Here is a 24,028-nt window from a genome sequence, read left to right as displayed (position 1 = left end):
ATTGTAGCAGATAGAATGGGAATTTGTCATGGCAATGGCTTATGGGATGGCGTTTCCATTAATGCTGAGTGTCGGTTTCCCAAAGTAGATCTGTGTCGCTTTTTTACTTCCCACCTGAACCAGGATGCGCCCGTTGGGTCCGGTGTATGTCGCTGGTTGATTGGTCGTAAAGGCATCATTCGCGTTAGTCTGCATGCGCTCCCATTTCTGGGTGTACCAGTTGTAGATTTTGGCCGTAATATTGTTGTTATAGGTAGTGATGCCAGAGCCGGGTCCGGATGGATGGGTAATCAGGTTGGGTATCGTGATCGTCAGGCCGCCGATGTAGAGACGTGGCACATCCGGAAGATCCAATTCAAATTTTACATTGCCGCTGGTCAGGGTATAGGAGCCAGGCAGGATGGCACCGGCATCAAAGCTGGCGATATCTACAACGTTGCCGGTGACACTATCCTGAGGAATGGTCACCAGACCTGAGTAGTGAATCTTCATCGGCATCTGCACAAACATTGTGTGCTGGCCCTGAGGCGTCTGATCATTGACTGTCGGGAGCGGCTGTCCGCTCAGAGACTGGTCGGCCCAGGCTATAAAAGTAGCCTGGGCGTCGGGAATGAGCAAAGGATCATAATCATTTTTGAGGTTTGGATCAGGTATCTGTCCACCTGTGACATAGATGGTATTTTTGCCGGTAATGGCGTGCGTCATACATGATCCTTCACAGGCCGTATAGTTATAGCCCACTCCGCTCAGGGCTGAAAGCAGGGCCATATGCTTTTGCAGCTCGGTCTGGGGTTGTGCCTTTTGTAGAAATGGGAAGTATTGTCCCGGCAAGCCGACCTGGTGCGCAATCTGGTCAGCCAGGGTCTGCTCCGAGACCGGCCGGGTAGCATGGAGCTGGACATCGAAATTGCGCGTCTGACCCGCGTCGATGTGTCCCAGGGTGATAAAAGTATGTGGAAGTAGTATATATGCATCACTCAATGCGGTGTGCAGGTTATTTTGCACGCTGCCCAGCACATGGTTATCGCGCACAGTCAGGTAGCCGGAGAGCTGGCCCTGGAGCTGCAGATCCTGTTCTGAGACGATTGGATCGACGGACCAGAGATTGCTATTGCTCAACGCCAGGCTGGTATTATCTGGATTGTAGGTTACCTTTGTGGGAATGCCTCCAGGCGGCATCTGGCTGGTGCTGATGGCCGAATTATGATCCAGGTACTGAATATCAATGGGTTCACTCAGATTCTCCCCTGGGATCTGCATGTGGAGGTCGCCCTGATTGGGGGCCAGCACGCTCATGTACGTCGTGATGTGCCCTGCCGTCCCATCCTGGTTGATCTGCAGCATGGAAACACTATTATTGGTGACGCCTGCCTCTTTCTCATAGCCTGCCATGCCAAACGTCAACACCGAAAAGACTAGAACGCTGGAGAGAACGATGCGCCCATTGTACATCTGCGCGGCCGGCCGTTTTCGGATGTACCACATGCGGACAGGCCCCAGGAAGAGCAGATAGCCTATCAGCAAGAACAGCAGCACATTGGTGGTGGAGGACATGCCAGGGTTGAGAAAGCTCACCAGCCCCCCTCGCGTCAAAATCTGACCGGGACCGTCATCGTAGCTCTGGGCGCCGCTAGAAATGAGTAGCCGATCGCCCAGTGCGCGTTGTATGATCATCTGCCAGATGTTGGCCGAAGTATTCCAGCTATCCAGCGGAGGCGCAGCGGGATCGAAGGCCAGGTAGTAGATCGCTCCCGACCCTTGATGTGCCTGCACGATCAAAGGTGTCTGCGCACTACTGAGCACGGTCTGGACGTTAGAGAAGACCTCTTGCCGCGCAAGCCGGGCGGTACTGATCGTTGGTTGGCTCGGTGGAATATCGCTGGTGACCGGGACTATGGTATTGCCATTAAATGATTGCAGGTGTGTGCCCGCGGGCAGCAGATCCAGGCCGTGTACGTCAACGGGAAGCAGGTGCGCTGGCAAGGAGCTCAGGGTACGCTGCCAGTTGAGCCCGCCCACTTCGATCAGGGTGCCGCCTCGATTAACCCATGTCTGCAGCATTGCCAACTGTTGCGTGCTCAATGTATTGGTGGCAAAATTATCTAGAATGAGCACATCAAAATTTTCCAGTGCCGTCTCTATTGTTGGCATAGTATGGGCATCTAAGCGTGATACATTGAGTGAGCCTGATTGATTAATCAAGGTGATCCTTGTTAATTGTGGTTCGAGATCCGCATTATCCGACAGTACCCCGACCAGCGTATCTCCTGGCTGTACCTCATAACCCTGTTTGCTGGACTGTATGCTGACCGTTTGTCCACGTTCATTACGCAGGGTAGCCAGGAAACCACGTGTAATCAAATTGCCTGTATAGTGGGGGGCATAGATCGTTAATTGCTTCTGCGCACCCTGGGCCAGGGTTACCGCTTCCTCAAAGCTCCATGGGGAGAGCATGTCAATACGCTGCTGATGGGCCCCGCCTGAAAACGTCTGTACTGAGAGTTTACCCTGAAAGGCTGGTCCGCTATTATCGATAGTCACCCTGACGGGCGTCCAGTACCCGCTCCTGTAGGTATCCTCAAAGCCAGCATCGATGGTTATGGTTGGTCGGATGGACGCATTGGCGGAATGAGATGGCGATGGTGAAAGGGAAAGGCGATAGAAGACAAAGCTAATGAGTATCAGCATGCATATTCCAATACAGCTATATATAACCCTTTTCTGTGCGCTTACGGTTGTGAGCCAGCTCATGTGGCTGATACGCATGCGAAATGGCCCTTTCCCACAGTGTCAAAACGTCGCTAAGAGTGACAGTTAAGTGGTTGCGAACTTCTTCCCCCCGGCAACGGATGAGTTAAGCACCAGCAGGTGAATATCTATGCCCTTACATAAGGACCATCGCATGCAACGATAGACATATTCTGACGAATTATGGTTATTCTTGAGACAAAATGGTATAGATCCAACGCGTAATATAATAGTAAATTTTTGGCTCGCTTTTGTCTAGTACCACCAATAGAAACGCCTGGGCTTATTCGTCAGCATTTTCTGTATGGTATGTCAGACCCAGGCGATATTTAATGTCATAATTGATAATAAAATCCAGTTCCTGGTCACTGAAGCCATAGTGGCGAGCGAGCAGTATATCTATTGTATCGATGATGGGCTTCGACTTACGGGCATAGATGGTATAGCTCCCGGTCTGTCCACGTTTGAGGTGCCGGGCGTGTCGGCAAAAATCCGCCATCAAAAGCACGCTTTGCTCGCGTAGAGCCTCAACGAGGTCTGGCTGCTCTGGATAGTTGAAGCGAAATCCGAAGAGCATATAGTCTTTCAGATTAAAGGTATCAAACGTGGTTGTGTAGTACCACCAGAAGAGCGAACTATTGAAAAGCGCGACAAACACATCGCGGTCAAAGTTGGCCTGAAAGAAGCATTGTTTATTAGAGGTTGTATGGTAGGGCCAGGGAAAGTTTACAAAGACCTTCCAGTATAAGCCCCCGGCGGTGCGGTAGAACATAGTATTGAGATTGGGGATGCGCGAGATATAGTGGCTGACAGGTCTATGCGTCAGCAGACGAGCCAGGATACTATCTTCGCACGCGTGGCTGAATTTTGGATAGTAATGCCGGTTTAAAGGGTCGATGGGCGCGCTGATCGCGTGATAGCGGAAGCGGGTAAAGAGAAACGGACGCTGCTCGTGGGTCCACTTCATCAAATGGGTACTGTAGCGCTGTACTGGGCCATCGGGTTTGGCCAGGTAGATGGTAGTCGGGATACTGGCGACTTTGCCACCAGAGAAGAGCATTGAGGGACGAAAATGATAGAAGGAGAGCCAGCTCACCGGAAACCAGGACCGAAAAGCGCTCAGAAATGGCTGCATATTTTTGGTGGCAAAGGCGGCCAGAGGCAGGATCATGCCATGGCGTCCCTGTGGAGAAAGTAACTGCTTGCTGCGTTCGACGATACAGGTATAGAGATTGGCGCACCCATGTGTGATAAAGTGGTCGAGGCTATAGGGAAAACGTTGTTCGTTGTACTCCACATAGGGCGGATTGCCAATGATAACGGTGAAGCCGCCATCTTCCAGAATGTGCCTGAACGCCAGCTGCCAGCCGGGAGTCAGGGCTGTTCCAGCATGTTCATCCGTGATCTGCCGCAAGGAGATGGAGCGGCACGGAATATGAAGCTCAGCCAGCGTATTGCCCACGCAGATATTTCCATCAATGTCGGGGAGTGGCTCGATATCCTCGGCGTGTGCGACCTGCGCCATCAATTTAAGAAAGAGGTGCAGTTTACAAATTTCAACCGCCCCCTCCATGATATCTATGCCATACAGGTTCCTGGTAATAATTGTTTTGAGGATACTGGCGCGACGTACAGATTTTTGCTCGTCACAGATGGAAGGTCCATTCACACGCTGCATCTGATCCAGGCAGGTCTCGTACAAAGGCAGGAGGGTACGCAGACCCGCCAGCAAAAAAGCGCCAGAGCCGCAGGTAGGGTCCAGGATCGTCATCTGTTGCAATTGCAGATAGCAGTCCTGTAACAGAGTAGTATCTTCCAGTGAGCGCAGAGCATCGCGTGCGAATTGATGAATCCGCAGGTTGTAGGTAATAAAGTCGTCGATGCCTCTGATATGACCGGCCGCGAGCCGCGCATACAGATGCTGGTATACCTGGAGGCGTTGCAGATGTTCGCGTGGTGTTTCATCGGGTAGATAATCCGTCTCGGCCAGGATCTCGTGGATATAGCGCTCTGGCTGTTGCTGTACCAGGCGCCATAGCGTGCCATCGGCAGCAAAAACGCAGGGATGGCGGCGAGCCAGGGCATCAAAGAAGGCCGGGATAATGGTATTATTCGCGATATAGGTCGTCACATCCTCGCGTGTATAATAGGCCCCCATCTGCTGCTGATTGACGTACTGCTCAAAGATATAGCCCAGGATATCGGGCGTGAGCAGACTCTTTTCCTGTCCCGCTGGCTCATCTACATACCAGCGATAGAGATCAAAAAAGGCAAACAGACGCTCGAACGTGTGGTCGGGAAGGGAGACCTCAGGATACTGCCGCTCGATTGGCCGCACTGCGAAGAGGCTACCGCCGAGATAGGGAATTTGGCCGAACTGGACCAGCATCTCCGTGCTGCGTTCGGGCTTGCCCAGAATGTCGTGAAAGAGGGCAAGTAGGAATGAGCGGTAAAAGTGATCACGCCCGCAACGTTGCTGCGTCAACTGGAGCTGATGGGAAAGGTATTGATGATCACGATTGAGAAAGCCCTGCTTTTGCAGAAAATAAATGAACATCAGGCGATTCAGGAGAAGTGAGGTCAGTTGCTCCTGCTCGGCTACCGTAATACCTGGAGTTTCGCAAACAAACTGTTGCTGAACTGTTGCCCTTTCAACTTTAAAGCGTTCGTAGAAGAGCTTAATGATCTGCTCAATATTTTGAAAAGCTGAATCATGTCCACTATCAAGCACAGCTTCATCCCGTTCTGTCGCAAATGTATTTTACACTTTATAATATTAACGAATATAAAAAAATCGTAAAGTGTGCTATACGTATCTCTTGTGATTGGCTACCTCTTGCCTTGCCGCGCTATGCGATGTTTTTCATCGTAGTGGAGGATAAAATCCAGGTTTTCTGGCGTCAACTGAAAATGCCGGGCCAGCAGGCGATCGATCTCATCCAGCAGGGGTTTGGAGAAACGCATATAATACTCGGCCAACTCTATCTGATGGCCTGTGCCCTGTTTACGCCTGGTATTGCGTGTGCTCAGGCGAGCATTGCGCAGGATTTCTGCCTCCAACTGCTCCGCCATCTCTGCCAGTTCTGTTGACTCCAATACCTCCTGGCTGAGCGGAAAATGTTTGACCAGGGTATCGGATAGATGGAAGCCATCCGAGTAGGTGGCAAACCAGACATAGAATAACGAACTATTCAAGACAGCCATAACATTCAATGCAGTATTCCTGCGCGCGAAATAGAGCAAGCGACCGTGAGGAGGGATCATAACCACCCCGTTTTTCTTATAAAACGGGATATGGCAGACGGCTTTGGTCCAATAATTGGTTGCCTCCTGGTAATAAATAAAATGATCGCTCGGCCGTTCAGTGATGGATTTTCCTATATCCATGCCGCGCGTTTGCTGACGTAGCTGGTTGAGCAGGTGAGCTTGCTGGGTCGCGGCCAGTTTCGGGAAAACAAGCGGCCAATCGGTAGGCATAGATGGCACACTCGTGTACATGAGTAGAGCGAGCAGGTAGGGGCGTTCAGCACTATACCAGCGATGAATGCGTGTGACGTAGAGGGTACTGACCGATGCGACGCGTGAACTGTTTTGCACGTGCAGCAGCAGGATCGAGAGGCGTTGAAAGGCTCCTTCAAAGAGGCGGCAGGGAAAGATTTCAAAATTGGCCAGCCACAGGGTGGTGCTGATCGACAACAGGCTCTGGCGCAGCGCGACAAAGCGCTGCGCGCCGCACAGGCTGATCGGCACAATGAATCCCAGCCGTCCCTGGCCTGGTTTACACAGCGCCAGGGAACGCTCGATAACGGCGGCGTAGATGTTGCCACAGCTCGTCTCCTCATAGCCATGAACCGCGTACTCATGTCTGATCTTGCTGTGTTCCAGGTAGGGAGGATTCCCGATGATAACATCAAATCCACCCCTGCTAAATACCTGAGGAAACTCGAAATGCCAGTGAAACGCTGGCGGATGGTGTAAGGTTGGTGCAGACCCCTGAGGCGGTATGGGGCCAGTGCGGCGTATCTCTCCGACCAGCGCGTTGCCGGTTCGAATATGCAGGCGCAGCGCGCTCATCGGGGGCACATTCTCAATCTGACTGATCGATGCCAGCAGGGCCAGGTAGAGACGCAGGCGGCAAATCTCACTGGCTGCTGGCAGGAGCTCTACTCCGTAGAGATTAAAGGACAGGATCGTACGCATAATGGCTGCCGGGCGTGGGAGCACACACCCCACAGTTGCTGCTTGAGGAGCTTCCGTGCCCGATGTTACCTCTGCGAACTGTTGGGAAGTATCGTCACCACAGAGGACCTGTGATGTGCTTGCAAGCAGATCTATCTGCTCCAGGCAACAGGTGTAGAGCGGATAGAGAAGCCTGGTCGCAGCCAGCAAGAATGCCCCTGATCCACAGGTAGGATCCAGCACCGTAAGCCGCTGTAGCCGCCGTAAAAAGGCCTGTAAGAAAGTCAGCTTCTGGCTACGCGAGAGGATATCAATCAGAAAGCGTTGCAGATCCAGGCCATTGGTGGTAAGATCTACAATATCATGGATTGAGCCAGTCCTGAGTTTGGACAAAAGAGCGCGATAGCGCTGCTGGCGATATGCATACTCACGCTCAGTCTCTTCTGGCAGATAGCTTGTTGTCTGTATCGCCATCGGGATATAGCGATCGGGCTGTTCGCTGAGTAGTTGCCAGCACGGTGCTTGCTCCCCTAAATCCTCCGGCTGATCTTCGGCAACCAGCGTAAACAAACGCGGCAGGATCGTATTGCTGGTGATATAGAACGCGATATCGTCCTGCGTATAGTAGGTCCCTGTTAGCTTTTGATCACAGTGGTGCTCAAAGATAAAAGCCAGAATCGAGGGCCGGAGCGCATTATTTTCCGGTTCGGATTGGTCATCAAGTTTCCATTGGTAAGTGTGCAAAAAGGTAAACAGTCGAAAGAAAGTGGCATCTGATAGTTTGAGGTGAGGAGAGCGTAATTCCAGTGCCTCTGGCAGAAAAAGCGGGATCTCTACTCGTGGCAAATGGCCAGAGCTGTGATGTGCTGTAGTGGGCTGACCCGTATACAATGTCGTGAAGAGGGGCAACAGATATTCACGAAAGAAGCAGTCGGAACCTGAGCGCTGCTGGGCCAGTTGAAGGTAATGCAAGAGATACCGTTGATCGTGATCAAGAAATCCCTGGGCTTGCAGAAAAAACAGGACCATCAATCGGAGGAGGAGCGTGGTGATATAGGTGTGTCCTTCAGCTTCATCTGGTGCACCACGAAGTTGTCTGACGGCATAAGCATGTTCAGACTTAAACTGATGGTAAAACCTTTTGTTCAGCTGTTCCGAACTAGAGGATGGATAATGCATAGACGACAACTCAGTCACATGGATACTCCTTAACCGAGTAGTACTATAGTTGAGTCTATTTTAGCAAGAATGTCAAGAAGAAGCATACTGTGAGTGTTTCACTTGCTTCTACCCCTTGTCAGATATGTAAATTAGTGGTAACCTCGACCTGCTATGATTATGCCTATCATCCAGAGGAGAAGATTGTTCCGTGACCCAGACTACGAAAAATCTAAATTCTTCCCCATCGGGCGCCGGCCGTCCGGGGCAGCGCCAGCGGGAGCGCGAGCTACGGAAGCGACGTCGCGCCCGTCGCAGACAGTTAGTAATTAGCGGTGTCGTCGCGCTGCTAATCTTGATTGCCGCCGTAACATGGGCCATAATGGCTGCTCGCGAGAGCAGTGATCAAGCCGCCCGTGCCGACGCGCACGCGACCGCGACGGCCAACGCGGTGGTCGCGCAATCCACCCAGACCGCCAACGCGGTCAACGCTCAGGCCACCGCCAATGTACAATCCTTGATCAAGGCCAATCCCAAAGGCCCGGATACTCCTCCCCAGGTGACGAGCCCTGTGCAGAAGACCTCTTCGGGGGTGCAGTATCAAATTATCAAAGCCGGCGATGGTGATACCATTCAGAGCGGCCGCACGGTTGCTTTTGAGTATACCGGTTGGATTAAAGGCACCAACAAGAAATTCGATAGTAGCTATGATCATGGTGGTCAGCCGTTCGCCGTAACCCTTGGACAGGGACAGGTCATTAAAGGTTGGGAAGACGGCGTCACCGGCATGAAGATTGGCGAGACGCGTCGCCTGATCATTCCCCCCAGCCTGGGCTATGGCTCCGGTGCGCAGAAGGACCAGAGTGGCAAGGTGATTATCCCTGCCAACGCGACCCTCATTTTTGACGTGACCGCGGTCGCCTTTACGCAGCCACCACAACAGAGCTCCCCAACCGGCTAAACAGCGGTTTTTTTCAGACACATTGTTTTGTGCGTGGTGCAACAGGGGCGCGCATGCGCGCCCCTGTTGCACCACGCACAAAGACAGGGCGGCCGCACAGCGGACGCCTGTGCGGAGGCGCTGGCGTGCCCCCATGATGACGAGAGTCAGACATACTCAAAATAGCGTAGCTTGACTTTTGCCTGCAGAGCACATATACTGCCACAAGTTTAATTAATTGGGCCATTCTATAGACAAGGTTCTCTCTTCTACTTCTCATCCCAGGTGGATGAGTTTTTTTATGTACTTACTCTGCACTTATTGATTTGTCCTGGGAGAAAGGAATGACAATGGATAGTAAAACCAGGTATTTTCCCCGCTGGAAGGTGAATACGAGCGGTGGAATCGTGGCCCCCGACGAACGATTACCTTGGGGACCGAGTTTGTTGCTGGGCTTCCAGCACGTGCTGGCGATGTTTGGTTCGACCGTCGTGGCCCCTCTTCTGATGGGCTTCCCTCCTAATACAGCGATCCTCTTTTCCGGCATCGGCACCCTTATCTTTTTCCTGTTCGTTGGAGGACGCGTACCCAGCTATGTCGGTTCGAGCTTCGCCTTTCTCGGGGTGGTCGCTACCGCGACGGGCCATCCACTGGGAACAGGACCCAATCCCAATATTTCGGTAGCCCTGGGTGGTATTATCGCGGCCGGAGTGGTGTATGCCATCATCGCGATAGCCGTGTTGCTAGCAGGATACCGGTGGCTAGATTATCTCATGCCCCCGGTTGTTACAGGTACGGTTGTCATGGTGATAGGTCTCAACCTCTCGGTTTCCGCCATCAAGCAGGCGGCCACCACGTCCTTTGACGCGTGGATGGCGCTGGTCACCATTATTGCTGTGGCCCTGGTTTCCGTCTATGCTCCTGGCCTGCTGCGCCGGCTGCCCATTTTGATCGGCGGCATCGTGGGATATGTCGTGTATGCTCTCTTTGGATTAGCCGGTATCGGCCCCAGGATCGATTTTACCCAGGTCAGTAAGGCCGCGTGGATAGGGTTGCCGCAGTTTTCGACACCCGTCTTTCACACGAATGCCATCAGCATTATCGCCCCCGTCGCCATCATTCTGGCCGCTGAAAACATCGGACACATCAAGGCGGTCGGAGCCATGACCGGGCACAACCTTGACAAATACCTGGGCCGTGCGTTTCTGGGAGACTCTGTAGCCACGATCCTGGCTGGCTCTTTTGGTGGCACGGGTGTGACGACCTACGCTGAAAATATCGGCGTGATGGCGGTCAACCGCGTCTATTCCACGCTTATCTTTGTGATCGCCAGCTGCATCGCCATCCTGTTCGGCTTTTGTCCGAAGTTTGGGGCCGTTGTAGGCACCATACCCAGCGGTGTGTTCGGTGGGCTTTCCATCGTGCTCTTTGGTCTTATCGCTGTCACGGGAGGACGCATCTGGATTGAGAACAGGGTAGACTTCTCGAAGAGCAGCAATCTCATTCCGGCTGGCGTGGCCCTGGTTATCGGCGCTGGCATGACGGGCGGGCTTGCCGTTCAGTTTGGCACCATTGCCATCGATGGCATTGGCCTGGCCACCTTTGCCTCTATCATCCTCTACCAGATTTTGAAAGAGCGCAATTCTCAGCCTGATGAAGCGGTCTTTGCCGATGCAGCTGTCGGGACAGAACCAGCTAGCAAGCCTCTAGAGGAAAAATCAAGCAATTAATATAAAAAATAGGTTAAGATACTGAGCAATGACCACAGAAGCTGGCTGTAGTAATTCACAGCCAGCTTCTGTGGTCATTGCTCTACTTTTATCCAGACCCTAGTAGAGTGGTCTCCAAATCCAGGAAGCCCTAGAGATCAGCAGCATAATGGTTGTTGTGTTTTTTGCAAGTTGACTATATCGCTTAGGAAATTTTGGTAATCTAGGATGCCTTTTTATTGGTTTACTTAAACATCAATATGCTAGAATGACATATATAATGAGTAATAATAATACTTTTTAAGGGCAACATTTAACATGGGCATGATTATAACTCTCTTTTTCCCTACGCTCAAGATGATTGGGATATGTTAGCGTGCTTGGAAAAACACCTTGAGCAATTGAAACGTGAGGGTCTTATTAAAGGATGGCATGATCGTAAAATTGTAGCAGGTAGTTCTCGATTTCAAGGGTTGGATCAACATATTAAAAATGCTGATATCATTCTGCTCCTTGTAAGCCCTGACTCTCTTTCATCCGATTATTGTTATGAAGTCGAAATGCAAATAACACTTGATCGCTATAAAAATCATGAAGCACAAGTTATTCCTGTCATTCTCAGGCCATGTGATTGGCAATCGAGTCTTTTTTATGTTTCCCTCTCGTCGTATGGTTCTCTTCCCCCTCGTTTTACTGCTTCGTCTGCTTTGTAAAAAAAACTTCTATTCTGTAGAGATATATTGCTATTAGCCTTTTATGGGTACACTTCTTGCTATACAATAAAATGGGCTGTATCATTTTTATGACTTTGAGAAAGGATATAGCAATTTTCATCCTGTGAATACTGCTAAAATAGGATACATTGGGGAAATTTACGATCACTATAAAGCCGCATTATATTTTTCTTGCCCTTATTCTACTTATTGCTATTGCTCTCCGTGTGGTGCTTGCCTATTATAACTGGCCCTATTTCAACGCTGATGAAGGGGTCATGGGTATCATGGCCCGGCATATTCAGCAAGGGGAGCGTCCTGTTGTTTTTTATGGTCAGGATTATATGGGGGTCCTGGAGGCGTACATCGGGGCGATGCTCTTTTCCTTTATGGGCAGCTCTGTTTTCGCGTTGCGCCTGGGCATGACCCTGTTCTACGTCGGCTTCCTCGTCTTTTTGTATCTGTTTGTTCGTCAAATCTATACAGAGCAGTTCGCGCTTTGGATGGTGGCACTCTTTGGGTTTGGTTCGACCGCCATATTGTCACGGCAGCTGGTTGCTATTGGTGGCTATATTGAAGTTGAACTATTTGTCGCTCTGGCCTTTACGGTGGTTCTCTGGCCGGCATTCCACCCTTTTCCAGAAGGAAAAAAGCAGCATCTGCTCCAATATCTTTGCTTTTTTCTGTGGGCGGTAGCCATCAGTGTTGGCCTCTGGAGTTATAGCGCCATCATACCCTGGATCGCCTGTAGCGGTCTGTTGCTGCTCATTTTTTGCTGGCGTGAACTGCTGTTGAAGGGTGGGCTGATCGCCCTCCTGGCTGGCTTGCTCATCGGAAGTACGCCGCTGATCATCTATAATGTGGGTGCACAACCAGGGCATGATACGCTCACCGTCCTTTTTTCTATTGTTGGCAAGGCCCCGCTCACGCTTCACACGTTAAAGGAGCAGATTCTCAATACGTTTACTATCAGCTTCCCGATCATCAGTGGCGAGCCCACCTGCCATAAATCGGAATATCTCTTTTTGCATTACTGGGGTTTTGAAAGCGACTGGTCTTCTCATTGTATGGCGCTAGGCGCTGGCTGGTCTCTTTTCTTTGGCGCGTTGGGATTGGCATCGGGTGGGATAGGCCTCTTTGCCCTGGGGAAGGCGTTCATGCTCTGGCGCAAGAAACATGTGCTCACCCTGACCGAACACCAGCATATCGTGCGCCTGACCGCCCATCTCCTGCTCTTGTTGGGTGTTGTGGGAGTGGTTGTGCCCTATCTGCGCAGTATGCCTGTGTTAACTGGTCCGGGAGGGAATGCCCGCTATCTGCTCGGAACCTGGATTGGATTTCCGGCGTTGCTGTGGCCATTGTGGGCCGGAGGGACCAGATTGCGGAACTCCTCGCTGGGCAGACGTCGCTGGACCGTTGTGGGACTGCGAGCGTCCTGCGTTGCCTGTTTGACTTTATTGCTGGCGATTTATGTCTATGGCAGCTGGCTCGCGGTCACTCAGCTTCCTCTGGCGAAAGCGTCCAAGCAATCCGCCGAGGCAACTGTGCAGACCCTGCAGGCGCACCATGTTACGCATATCTATGCGGAATACTGGTTCACATATCGGATCGCTTTTTATAGCAATGAGCAGGTTACTGGCGCCTCGTACATCTATAATCACGCCAATGATCACACTTTGCGGCTCTTTCAAAATAAGTATACGCCCTATTTGACGGCGGCCCAGCGCGATCCCTACGCATCTTATGTGATTCCTGCGTCGCCTGACTCAACGATTTATATATCCATGAAAGATATTAAGGATTTGACGGGGATCGTGAAGCGCCGATTCCAGGACCAGCACCTCTCCTACCGGGTCTTTTCCGTGCCCGGGTACACCATCTATCAACCCATCCCACCTAACTCTTAGGATGGGTTATTTGCTCGTCAGGCCTTCTGGGGTGAGATAGAGGCTCATCCTGGGAGATGTGCCAGCTTCTAGATGCTGGAAGCACTGTTAAGCCCTTTGTTCGATTTGCTTGCCTTCTCGTTTTTTCTTGTTTTGCCTCCCGTGGAGACAAAACAAACCACCTCCCCCCGTGCTCTAACGTGGCTCCCTGAGCCACGTTAGAGCACGGACGCAAAGGCTTTGTGCATGGTGGCGCCCATGATCACATTCTCGGGGCATCCCCGATCCCGTATGCGTTCTACGCGCTCTTTGAGAGCAGGGGGAGAGGAAGAAAGCCTCTTTTACCATCAAGTGTAGTGAGATAGATGATTTTGTGATGCAGCTTATCATAGAGCGGTTACAGCGCACCAAGGAGCTGGAAAGATTTAGGGACTTTCAGAAGAAACAAGCCGAAGCACTTATCTTCATCCTGTTGACAATATTTGTAGCATGTGTATACTGATGAGCTTTTTTCTTTTAAGTGCGAGAAAATAACTTTCCATGTAAAATGTTAGAAAAATAAATAGGTTTCCATGAAGGGTTGACTTTTATACTCCTGCTTTTATATACTACATAATATAGTAATACATCTGGTGCTAAAGAAGCAGCAGTAGCTTTCTCAGTACTATGGAGCTTGCATAACATACTTTCTATTTTATTGATTTGAATGTTTCCTGAGGTTTTATTTCCATAACCAGGCGTGTATGGGAAGGTAACATGCCAGTTACCTCTTTTATGCATCACCTCCAACTCATTCTCATCAATAGCTAAAGGAGCATGACGCAATTCCCCGGCCATGTATGGATGCACTGGCCCTCATTTTGAGGTATTTCGAAGCCACAATGGAGAATCCACACATACGTGGTCATTGCTATGTGTTGTTTGCCGTGCTTCGTTTTCACATATCATCGTTGTTTATCTTCTCATTCGTGTACGTCTTTCAGTCGTACAGAAGGGTTTGCATGCCCAAATTACGCATGTTACTTCGATAGCACCACCAGGCTCACCAGGTTCGGCATCCGGTACTACGATGGTCGGGTTGGTCGCTGGACCCAAAGAACACCGATGGGTGGCAGCCTCGCGGAAATGCTTAAAGTCAACCCGACTGTCTATGCGGATAATGATCCTGTCAATGAAGTGGATCCGAGTGGTGCATGTAACGTATAGACTCATGATAAATGGGCACCAGCAGATTTAGGGATCGCTTCTGTGGGCTACCCTATAGGTGTCGCAGGCATAGCTACAGCAGAAGCGGGTTTTGGTGTAGTGGTAGCTATCGTTGGTTTTTCGATAGGCGTTTACTCTCTGGGGAGAGCAGTTATGGGTGTTCCCCAATGAGTACAGGATTGTCCAGAGTTGGACGATGTTGCCCAAGCGAATATGAAAAGAGAAAGAAGTCCATCGATGAACACTGTTTTAGTTGAGGCTCATTACCGTCCATGGCAACGCCATCATCAATTAGTGCAACCGTGTCTGGAATGCGGATATCCAGCCCTCTGTGAAATCGATCACTATTTTGATATCCTTGAAGCCATTGATCGGGCAACCAGGTGGAGTAATGTGAGCGAGCAGCGGATCACCCAACTTGCAGCCGCCTGCGTAGCACGGAAACAGGCAGAGGGCGTGTATACTATCACTACGACTACTGCCTGGTGCTGGGAGCATTTTTGCCATCAGGCACAGCGTCACCTCTCTATCTCTACTCCGGAAGAGGTTTTGACATCTCTACAAGCAACGCAGGGAGGAATACTCCTCTACCATCCTACTCGCGACCTTTGCAATCCACAGTGCTATGTACATAGCACTCCCTTCACGAAACCACTGACAGGTGTACTGCAAGATATTATCGGTTTAGAAAAAGTCTAAGGTGAAAAAGTATATTTTTTATATAAAAATGCTTTTGCCGCTTCTCAGAAGAGTAGGATCTATCCCACTTTTAGTGATCCTACTCTATGTGCTACAGATGACCACTTACCAAGCAGTGTGCTTTGCCAGATAGGTATGACACGATTGAAGGTTTGCCGCCGTATCGGGACCAGTATCATACTGCTGCCGTGAGCCTGATATGCGCCTGAATATCGGAGTCATCTCTATGCTCTTTCACAACAGCCATGGACGGTTTCAAGAGGATGCCTGACAATGTCCTTTGAGAGGTTTTCAAACGGAGAAGTCTCTCAATTTCTATGTGGTTTCCACAAGCAGCGATGAGAACCAGAGGCCCGGATAGTGAAATAGAGCGGTGAATGACCAAAGCTTCTTCAGACATCACCAATGAGAAGCAGTTACTCTTTTTCCCATAGAAACTATCCCTGCCATGGGTTCTGCTTTACCTCGATCTCCAAACTCCGAAAACTATTGTTCTCACTTCGCCATTTCTATTTATAACACGAATAGCAAATGATGTTTTTAATTTTTTATCGAACAATTAGCCTTCTAGAAGGAATATTAGAAAAAGATTAAAAAATAAATATATTTACATATAAGGTTGACTTTTATCATTGTGCTTATTTATACTATATAGTGTACTTAACGCAAATGTTGATAAAAAAAACATCAACCGTTTCTTTCAATCAACGGAATGGTAAAGTAGCATATCTTTATTTTTTTGATTTGGATGTTTCCTGAAGGACGTCTTTATCTATTTAACGTCTAGAAGGAGATGGCAGTGCCAGCTGTCTCTTTTAAACGATTTTCCTTCCTTCACCTCATTCTCGTCAATAGTTAAAGGAGCATGACGCCCTTTCTCCGGCCATGTACGGATGCACTGGCCCTCATTATGTTGTGTTTCGAAGCCATAACGGCGAACCCCCACATGCCTGGTTACTGCCATGTGTTGTTTGTCATGCTTCGTTTTCACATATCATTGCTGTTTGTCTTCCTATGTATGTACGCGCTTCTGCCGTACAGGAGGGTTTGTATGCCCAAATCACGCATGTCGCACCCGGAGGCTGAGCAGTTGCGTGCTCGCTGTGCCGCCGCGGTACGCTTGCTCTGGCGTGGTGGCCTCTGGCTGCGCATCGCCTTAGCTGTTATCTTCACGACCCTGACTGCCCTGGCTAACCTGGCCACGCTGGCTCCCTCAGCCTATGCCGCGAGCTTGAGCAGTATGCAGACCAACCATGTCGGTCTCTCACAACAGCCGGCAGAGCAACGGACGGTCGTCAACTCGAACAAGCCACACCTGCTCCCCTCATCGCTGACCACAGTTCACTCTGCGGATAACCGCCTGACCGTCTTCGCCATCGGCAGCGATGCTCGCATCTACACCATCACGCAGGTGAGCGGAACGGTGAGCAAGGGATGGAGCACCCAGCAGGCCATCGCAAAGCCTGCCCCGGTCGCGCTCACGGGAACACTAGCCGCGGCACAGGATGCCGCCAGGAATGTGGTGCTGGTCGCCCTGGGGAGTGATCATCAGCTCTACAGCCTGACGCAGACACAGGGGATGTGGGGCGAGTGGCAGCTGCTTGGGAAACCGGCCGTAGCTATCACCAGCCAGCCGGTGCTGACGCCGCAAAAGGATGGAAGCTTGATGCTCTCTGTGATCGGGGCCGATCATGTCTTGTATCAAAAGAAACAGAGCGCAACCGGCTCGACCTGGGGAGGCTTCACACCGGTTACGCCGCAAGGAACACCAGCACTGACCAGCACACCTGTGGTCACCGAGACCTCGGATGGATCTCTGCTAACCGTGGTGGTTGGAACAGACCATGCTCTCTATACACAACGATCAGGAGCCACAACGTGGTCACGGATGGCCGCGCCGAGCGGGACTTCTTTCTCAGCTGTTCCCGTGCTGCAGTCTGATGGTCAGGGCGCACTCACGTTGCTGGCCCTGAGTAATACCGGCAAGATCTACCAGAGTACAGGAACCCTGACGAGCCTGACCGCTCTTGGGCAGGCGCCCAAAGGCAGTGTCTCACTGCAGTCTGCCGTGAGCAGCGATGGCACGCGCTTCCTCTTTGCGCAGGATGCGAAGGATAATGTGCTCGTCTTGCAGGGGAAGTCCACCACCTGGAAACAGCTCAATCCAGCCAGTCAGAAAGTGCACGGGCAGGTGACCCTGGCGCTGACACGCTCCGGCGAACCTGAGGTCCTGGCGCTCAATGCGCAGGATCAGATTCAGGATAGCTTCTTGAGCGTGGGGCCCAACGTCATGCACGCCGCCAGCGCCAAACCGACCATGGCAACCAGAACGGCGACGGCGCAGTCCACCACCTGGCGCCCATTCGCCCAGTTGACGCCGATGGTCGCCAGCAATACCAGCGCCGTAGGCCAGACATCCTTCTATGGCTACACCAGCCACACCATCAATAACTACGTCAATCTCCAGGTCAATGAAGGTAGCGGCAACCTGGTGCTCACTACCAATGACCTGCATATCGCGGGTACGGGCATCGATCTCTCTCTGGGGAGCATCTACAATAGCCAGAGCAACACCTGGACCACGCACGGCCAGAATTGGAGCTCGAACTTCGGCTACTCGGTGAATATCCTTGACAATGCCGATGGTTCTGAGACCTATACCGATCCAACGGGTCATCCCTGGACCTTTACACCCGGAAGTAATGGCTGGGTCTCCCCTCCCGGTATGAATGCGGACCTGGTCTGGCACGCTGATACCCAGCAGTCGACGATCTTCTTCCACCAGAGTGGGACCACCTATACCTTTACCAGCGGCTCAACCCAGCTGCAGAAGATCACCGACAAGAATAACAACAGCATCACCTTCAACTACAACGCGACCGACAACCGCCTGGTCGATTCCGCGGTCGATACGCAGGGACGCACCACCACGTTCCAGTACGAGGCCGATGGCGACGGCCAGATCACGCAGATCACCGATCCCAGCGGCCGCACCGTCAAATATGGCTACAGTGGTGCCGATCTGACCACGATCACAGACCTCAATGGCAAGGTGACCACCTTTGGCTACAATGCCAGTGAGCAGCTCACCAGCATCACTGATCCGCTGAACCACACCACCAACATCGCCTACACCACCAGCGGGCAGGTGGCGACGATCACCGATCCCACCGCGCAGCATGGCCAGACCAGCTTTGCCTACCATGCCAGCACGGACAGCGCGTGTAGCGGCATCGTACCCTCGGGTCAGTCGGCCCTGCCCTGTACGGTGGTCACCGATGCCAATGGGCACAACACCACGGTCGCCTACAACACGCAGTTCCAACCCGCCTACAGCAAAGATGCGTTGGAGCACACTTCATCGCAAAAGATTGATCCCGCGACCTATAACATCAATCAGTACGGCGATGCGCTCAACGACTTTTCCAATCTGACGTTCTCGACCGACGGCTACAATAATCTCTCGAAGAGCCAGGACCCTACGGGTGCAACCACCAGCTATGCTTACAACACAGCTGGCACAACCCCCTACTATCCCAGCTCGTCAACCGATGCCCAGAACAATCAGACGGATTATACCTATGATGGTACCGGGAATATGTTGACGGTGAACGATCATACCACCGGCAAGGGCCTGACCTATACCTATAACAGTAATGGGACGGTCAGCACCCAGAAAGATGCCAATGGCAACACCACTACGTTCGGGTACGATAGTCATGGCAATCTGACTTCGGTCACCCCGCCGGCACCGATGGGCAAGACGACCCTGCAGCCCGATACACTGACCAGCCGCGTCACCTGGCTGCAGGACGGCAACAGCCACAAGACCAGCTATACCTACGACAATCTGGACCGGGTGCGCTCGATTACCTACGCCGATGCCTCATCGGTCAGCTACACCTACGACGACAACGGCAACATGCTGACGGAGACGGATGCCACCGGCATCACCAGCTTCCAGTATGACGAGCTCAACCGCCTGACCCAGAAGACCCTGCCGAACGCGACCAAAGTGATCTCGGGCTACGACAAGGTAGGCAACCTGACCAGCCTCAACGATGGGACAGGTACCACGACCTATAGCTATGATGCCGCCAATCGCATGACCAGCTTGAAGGATCCGGGCAGTGCGACCAGCAGCTATGGCTATGACAACGCCAATCGCCGCACCTGCATCATCTATCCCAACCAGATCGGCATGCTGCTGTCCTACGATGCCGCGGGTCGCGAGACCAACAACGTCGGGGGCAAGATGAACGGGCTCACCTGTAGCAGCTCGTCGCAGGTCAGTACGCCGCTGACCGGCTACAGCTATACCTACACGAACTCCCAGAATGTCCAGACGGAGCTGATGCAAACGATAACGGTTCATAGCGTCAACAACTACAGTTCTTCGGTCACGGCGACCCGAAGCTATGACAGTAAGAATCAGTTGATCGACGTGCAGAACCCGAACCAGCATTGGACGCTGAGCTACGATGCCAACGGCAACAACCTGACGCGTACCTATTCCGGTGCCTCGACCTTCGATGCCACCATGAGCTATAATGCTGACAACGAGCTGACCTCGGGCAGTTCCACTGGCAGCAACAGCGGGTCGGCGACCTATAACTATGATGGCAACGGCAACCTGACCTCGGTCACCAACGGCAGTAGCGGCTCTGGACCCTTGACCCACGCCCAGACGCACACCTACAACGCTGCCAACCAGGACATCAGCGGGAGTGGAACGGCTTCGGGTACCTCTACCAACTACATCTACGGCTACAGTGGCAGCAACCAGACCGATCGGGTCACCAACACCGGCAATACCGCCGTCTACAGTGGCCTGGGCCTGAGCAGCGAAACGGTGGGGACCACAAACTACGAGTACGTGCGCTGCAGTTGCGGTCTGCTCAATAGCGAGCGCACCTCAGCCGGCAAGGCCTACTACTACCTCTTCGACGGCCAGGATTCGGTGGTGGCCATGACCGACAGCACAGGAGCCATCGTGGCCAGCTACGGCTACGATCCCTTCGGCAACTACGGCAGCAAGAGCGTGCAGAGCGGAGTCTACAACCCCTGGGGTTACGTCAGCGGCTACTATGACAGCACCACGGGGCTCATCAAGTTCGGTATCCGCTACTACGACAGCCACGTCGGTCGCTGGACCCAGCGCACCCCCGTTGGCGGCAGCCTCGCCGAAACGCTCAAAGCCAACCCGTATGAATATGCAGGAAATAATCCTGTCAACTATGTTGATATGAATGGAGCAGATTATTGTGATGTGAATAAAATTCGAGTGTCTGGTTATTATTCAGGATTGATCGTAAAGGTACTCTTTCCTGCACCTTGTGCTCAACTTATAACGATTGCTTCATTCGCGAATCCAGCAGTGGGCGCCACATTAACGATTGAGCAAGGTCTTAGCAAAGATGGAAGCTTGGCCTTTTACGCGAGTCCAGTAGCTTTGGTACTCCCAATCCCCCCTTTTACAGGGCAGTTTTTACCAGGTAGCTGGTTTTCTTGATCTTCTTTCTTGGGTTTGTGTTTAGAAATACATCAATAAGCCTTTAATTGTCTCAACTGGTAGAATGTGAAAAGTCTTTTCACATTCTACCAGTTGAGACAAGTGTAAAGACAAAATCGGCATATTGATGTTTTGCATTCCGCTCGAAGCAACAACTTCGAGCTCTTATTGATAACTGATACTACAAATATACTCTGAAGAGAGGAATATATGGATAGACAGAAAAAAACGCTGCCGCTCCCAGTTGGAATTCTAATTGTCACTACCGTAACATTAGGATTGCTTGCTTTTCAGAGGCAAGACCTCGTGCTTGCTGGTATATGTGCAACACAATTTGGATTATCTATTTATTACGGCATAAAGTGGACAAAAGAATAGGTTTTGCCTTTATTGCCCTCTCTCTATTCAATATACAAAAATCGAAGGGCTTAGTTTGTATACTTTTGCTAACACGATCTACGCCGATCTGGGCCTGAGCAGCGAAAAGGTGGGGAGCACGAACTACGAGTACGTGCGCTGTAGCTGCGGTCTGCTCAATAGCGAGCGCACCTCAGCCGGCAAGGCCTACTACTACCTCTTCGACGGCCAGGATTCGGTGGTGGCCATGACCGACAGCACAGGAGCCATCGTGGCCAGCTACGGCTACGATCCCTTCGGCAACTACGGCAGCAAGAGCGTACAGAGCGGAGTCTACAACTCCTGGGGCTACGTCAGCGGCTACTACGACAGCACCACCGGGCTCATCAAGTTCGGTATCCGCTACTATGATAGCCACGTTGGTCGCTGGACCCGGCACAAAGAGAGAGGTGAACGGGTTAACAACCACAACCCGTTCACCTCTCTTTGGTGGCAGTAGCTAGAGGTAAGCTCTGCCCTATGTGTTACTGATTAGTGGCTGGGTATGCTTCTAGAGACGGCGGCAACCAGTATGATGACGAAGATGCAGGCAAGAATGATACCGATGATTGGCAGTAACAGGACGGCCATAGTGGCTCGGCCACCGCTCAGACGATGGACCGCCATTGTCATGTATACCTGCAAGATAATGCGGTAGATACCCAGCGCTAGAGCTGCCAGCGATCCCAATATAGGTATTAGCGCGAGCAGTGAGCTGAGAATTCCTAGCGGAACTTCAAACAGCAAGTAGCTATAAACGTATTGCAGGAATGTTCCCTGTCCACCAAAAGCCTTGGCGATCAGAAATAAGATTCCTGTGCCGATGAAAAATCCGACAATTGTCAGGATGACTGAGCCGATTCCAATTGGAACAGGAAGGGTGGCAAAGATTGTCCTCATCTGCTCCGCTGTGGAGGCTGGAAGATTGCTGTTGTTGAAGCTATTCAACGCATTGGGCAGGGCGATTACTGTAGAAATGGCGGTGAGAAGCCCTGTTACGATGGCCAGGAAAACCAACTGCACCCAGACGATGTTCCAGGCGGCTTTACCCTTTTCCATGGCGAAGGTATTGGCGCCCGGTTTTGTAGTGACCCTGAGGTACTGTGCTGGCAGCTGCCGGATGGCATCACCCAGTGGCAGAGGCTGGGCCGGTGGTTCGTTGTAGCCACCAGGTCCATAAGGTGAGTAACCGCCTTGCTGTGGAGGGGGATAGCCACCGGGGTAGCTTTCCTGCGAAGGTGGGGGATAGCCGGGATACCCACCCTGTTGCGGGGGAGGAGGATAGCCGCCAGGGTAGCCTTCCTGCGAAGGTGGTGGGGTGCCATAGCCGGTATATGGGCTCTGCGGTGGCGGATAGCCACCGGGATTTTCGCCTTGCGGTGGTGGATTATAACCAGGATTATTGCCCTGATTAGGATCGTAAGACATCGTACACCCTTCTCTCTTCTATATGGAACAGAACGTAATAATTGCTAAAAGACCTGTCTGAAATCATTTTAATATGAAAATAAAAATAATTCAATCTAAGGATGAGTCAATATTAACGCCCTCACGTGTTATTGCCAGAATATATGCATCGGTATCGAGTAACGGAATTGGTTTATTTTTGAAGAGGATGTCGTACAGGTTCATTGACCCCACAGATTATCTACAGTCTGTGGGGTTCGAGCTATAGTTATAGTGGTTAGCTTGCTAATTATATCGTGAAAAATGGCGATAGATTTTTATTTGTGGAGGCTGGCGAGAAGCATGGCGACGATCAGGAACGCGGCGATACAGGCCAGAATAACTATAATAATGGGCAAGAGCAAGACAGCCATGGTGGCGCGACCACCACGCAGGCGATGGACCGCCATCGTCATGTAAATCTGCAAAATAACCTGATAAACAAAGGTTCCCATAATGAACAGCGCATTTATGCTCGCGATAGGGATCAATCCGATCAAGCCATCGGCTACCCTTCGCGGTGTAGAGATCAATAAGCTGCTATAGCTATATTGCTTAAATGTCCCTCGCCCCCCAAAGATCCTGGCGATCAGATAATTGATGCTGGTGCTAAGGAAGAAAGCTACAACCGCCCAGATCACATAGACGATGACTTCGAAGGCTGGTCCAAGTGAGTTAATCGCCTGAAGTGCCATCAACATAGAATTTAAAACGCTACCGTTGCGGATGGGGATTACCCTGGTTGGTGGCAGGATAATGATCCTGAGAATGGTGAAGATAGCCGAAATTACGGTCAGCATAAGAACCTGTGCCCAGATGATGTTCCAGGCGGCCTTGCCTTTTTCTCGCATAAAGGTGCTCGCGTTCGGCCTGGTGAGTACCCTGAAATACTGAATCGGTAACTGGCAGACGGCCTCGCGCAATGGTAAAGGTTGTGAGGGTGTTTCTGTAACGTCACCAGGTCCATATGGTTCATAGCCGCTTCCCGGCGGAAAAGCTCCAGGATAGCTTCCTTGATCAGGATTGTAAGACATAATGAATCCTTCTTTTCTGTTTTTGGCGATTATTAGCGCTAAAAGTTTGCTTCCCGCATTCTAACAACAAGATTTAAATACAGCAATAAAAAATGAGCACAACATAAAAACTCAGGTTGATTAATCTCTGATCATGTACATAGTGGCGTAGAGTGGTGAGGGAGTAGTGGTTTTTTCCATAGCCGGCCCCACAAAGTTGTTACCAATTACGCTTGACATCGATGAAATGTATAAGGTATACTCTTAGCAATTTGAATTGGTTCCCAAAACTAGTAAAAAATAAAGGCAGGGTATCCGCATGGGAAAAAACAGGCAATGGCAGATCGAAAACATATCACAAAAGATATGTCGATCGCTTCATTTCCATGACGGACCCGGTATTGTTATTCATAGGAAAAGTAT

At 51.3% G+C, this 24,028-nt stretch carries 14 protein-coding genes; 8 read left to right on the top strand and 6 right to left on the bottom strand.

Annotated features, from left to right (window positions below; all coding sequences use genetic code 11):
• Positions 1-39: 39 nt before the first annotated feature.
• From KTT_RS01655 to KTT_RS01645, 3 genes are all read right to left on the bottom strand, one after another.
• Positions 40-2,688, bottom strand: a complete 2,649-nt coding sequence (locus KTT_RS01655; RefSeq protein WP_126594330.1) for a DUF8815 domain-containing protein — start codon at positions 2,686-2,688, stop codon at positions 40-42.
• A gap of 343 nt (positions 2,689-3,031) precedes the next feature.
• Complete coding sequence (locus tag KTT_RS01650) at positions 3,032-5,479, bottom strand: Eco57I restriction-modification methylase domain-containing protein (protein WP_126594329.1); 2,448 nt, start codon at positions 5,477-5,479, stop codon at positions 3,032-3,034.
• A gap of 98 nt (positions 5,480-5,577) precedes the next feature.
• Complete coding sequence (locus KTT_RS01645; protein ID WP_126594328.1) at positions 5,578-8,124, bottom strand: Eco57I restriction-modification methylase domain-containing protein; 2,547 nt, start codon at positions 8,122-8,124, stop codon at positions 5,578-5,580.
• Positions 8,125-8,296: 172 nt separating this feature from the next.
• Here KTT_RS01645 and KTT_RS36640 point away from each other — a divergent pair, with 172 nt between their 5' ends.
• The 4 genes from KTT_RS36640 to KTT_RS01625 all read left to right on the top strand — a co-directional run bounded on the left by KTT_RS36640 (position 8,297) and on the right by KTT_RS01625 (position 13,354).
• A complete protein-coding gene (locus tag KTT_RS36640; RefSeq protein ID WP_218030807.1) occupies positions 8,297-9,046 on the top strand; it encodes an FKBP-type peptidyl-prolyl cis-trans isomerase in 750 nt (249 codons plus the stop codon).
• A gap of 323 nt (positions 9,047-9,369) precedes the next feature.
• Entirely contained in the window at positions 9,370-10,755 is a 1,386-nt protein-coding gene (locus KTT_RS01635; RefSeq protein WP_371864835.1) for a solute carrier family 23 protein, read from the top strand.
• Between the two features lie 359 nt (positions 10,756-11,114).
• Positions 11,115-11,447 carry a toll/interleukin-1 receptor domain-containing protein gene (locus KTT_RS01630; protein WP_160145578.1) on the top strand — a complete coding sequence of 111 codons (333 nt, stop codon included), beginning with the start codon at positions 11,115-11,117 and terminating at the stop codon, positions 11,445-11,447.
• A 287-nt stretch (positions 11,448-11,734) separates the two neighbouring features.
• On the top strand, positions 11,735-13,354 hold the full coding sequence (locus tag KTT_RS01625; protein WP_126594325.1) for a glycosyltransferase family protein: 1,620 nt from the start codon (positions 11,735-11,737) through the stop codon (positions 13,352-13,354).
• A 495-nt stretch (positions 13,355-13,849) separates the two neighbouring features.
• On the opposite strand, the gene KTT_RS01620 is transcribed toward KTT_RS01625, so the two are convergent.
• A complete protein-coding gene (locus tag KTT_RS01620) occupies positions 13,850-14,182 on the bottom strand; it encodes a hypothetical protein (RefSeq protein WP_126594324.1) in 333 nt (110 codons plus the stop codon).
• 63 nt (positions 14,183-14,245) lie between these two features.
• Here KTT_RS01620 and KTT_RS37605 point away from each other — a divergent pair, with 63 nt between their 5' ends.
• From KTT_RS37605 to KTT_RS01600, 4 genes are all read left to right on the top strand, one after another.
• Complete coding sequence (locus KTT_RS37605; protein ID WP_371864890.1) at positions 14,246-14,539, top strand: RHS repeat-associated core domain-containing protein; 294 nt, start codon at positions 14,246-14,248, stop codon at positions 14,537-14,539.
• Positions 14,540-14,776: 237 nt separating this feature from the next.
• Positions 14,777-15,238, top strand: a complete 462-nt coding sequence (locus KTT_RS01610) for a hypothetical protein (protein ID WP_126594322.1) — start codon at positions 14,777-14,779, stop codon at positions 15,236-15,238.
• Positions 15,239-16,289: 1,051 nt separating this feature from the next.
• Positions 16,290-20,750: a DUF8189 domain-containing protein gene (locus KTT_RS01605; protein ID WP_160145577.1), complete on the top strand. Its 4,461-nt coding sequence runs from the start codon at positions 16,290-16,292 to the stop codon at positions 20,748-20,750.
• A 433-nt stretch (positions 20,751-21,183) separates the two neighbouring features.
• Positions 21,184-21,606 carry an RHS repeat-associated core domain-containing protein gene (locus KTT_RS01600; RefSeq protein WP_126594320.1) on the top strand — a complete coding sequence of 141 codons (423 nt, stop codon included), beginning with the start codon at positions 21,184-21,186 and terminating at the stop codon, positions 21,604-21,606.
• A gap of 32 nt (positions 21,607-21,638) precedes the next feature.
• On the opposite strand, the gene KTT_RS01595 is transcribed toward KTT_RS01600, so the two are convergent.
• Together KTT_RS01595 and KTT_RS01590 are read right to left on the bottom strand one after the other, a co-directional pair.
• Positions 21,639-22,574 carry a Yip1 family protein gene (locus tag KTT_RS01595; RefSeq protein WP_126594319.1) on the bottom strand — a complete coding sequence of 312 codons (936 nt, stop codon included), beginning with the start codon at positions 22,572-22,574 and terminating at the stop codon, positions 21,639-21,641.
• Positions 22,575-22,870: 296 nt separating this feature from the next.
• Positions 22,871-23,626: a YIP1 family protein gene (locus KTT_RS01590; RefSeq protein ID WP_126594318.1), complete on the bottom strand. Its 756-nt coding sequence runs from the start codon at positions 23,624-23,626 to the stop codon at positions 22,871-22,873.
• Between the last annotated feature and the right edge of the window lie 402 nt (positions 23,627-24,028).

The organism is Dictyobacter aurantiacus (assembly GCF_003967515.1).
Taxonomy (GTDB): Bacteria; Chloroflexota; Ktedonobacteria; order Ktedonobacterales; family Ktedonobacteraceae; genus Dictyobacter; species Dictyobacter aurantiacus.
The sequence above is the reverse complement of the archived record's forward strand: the minus strand, read 5'-3'. Positions and strand labels throughout refer to the sequence as shown.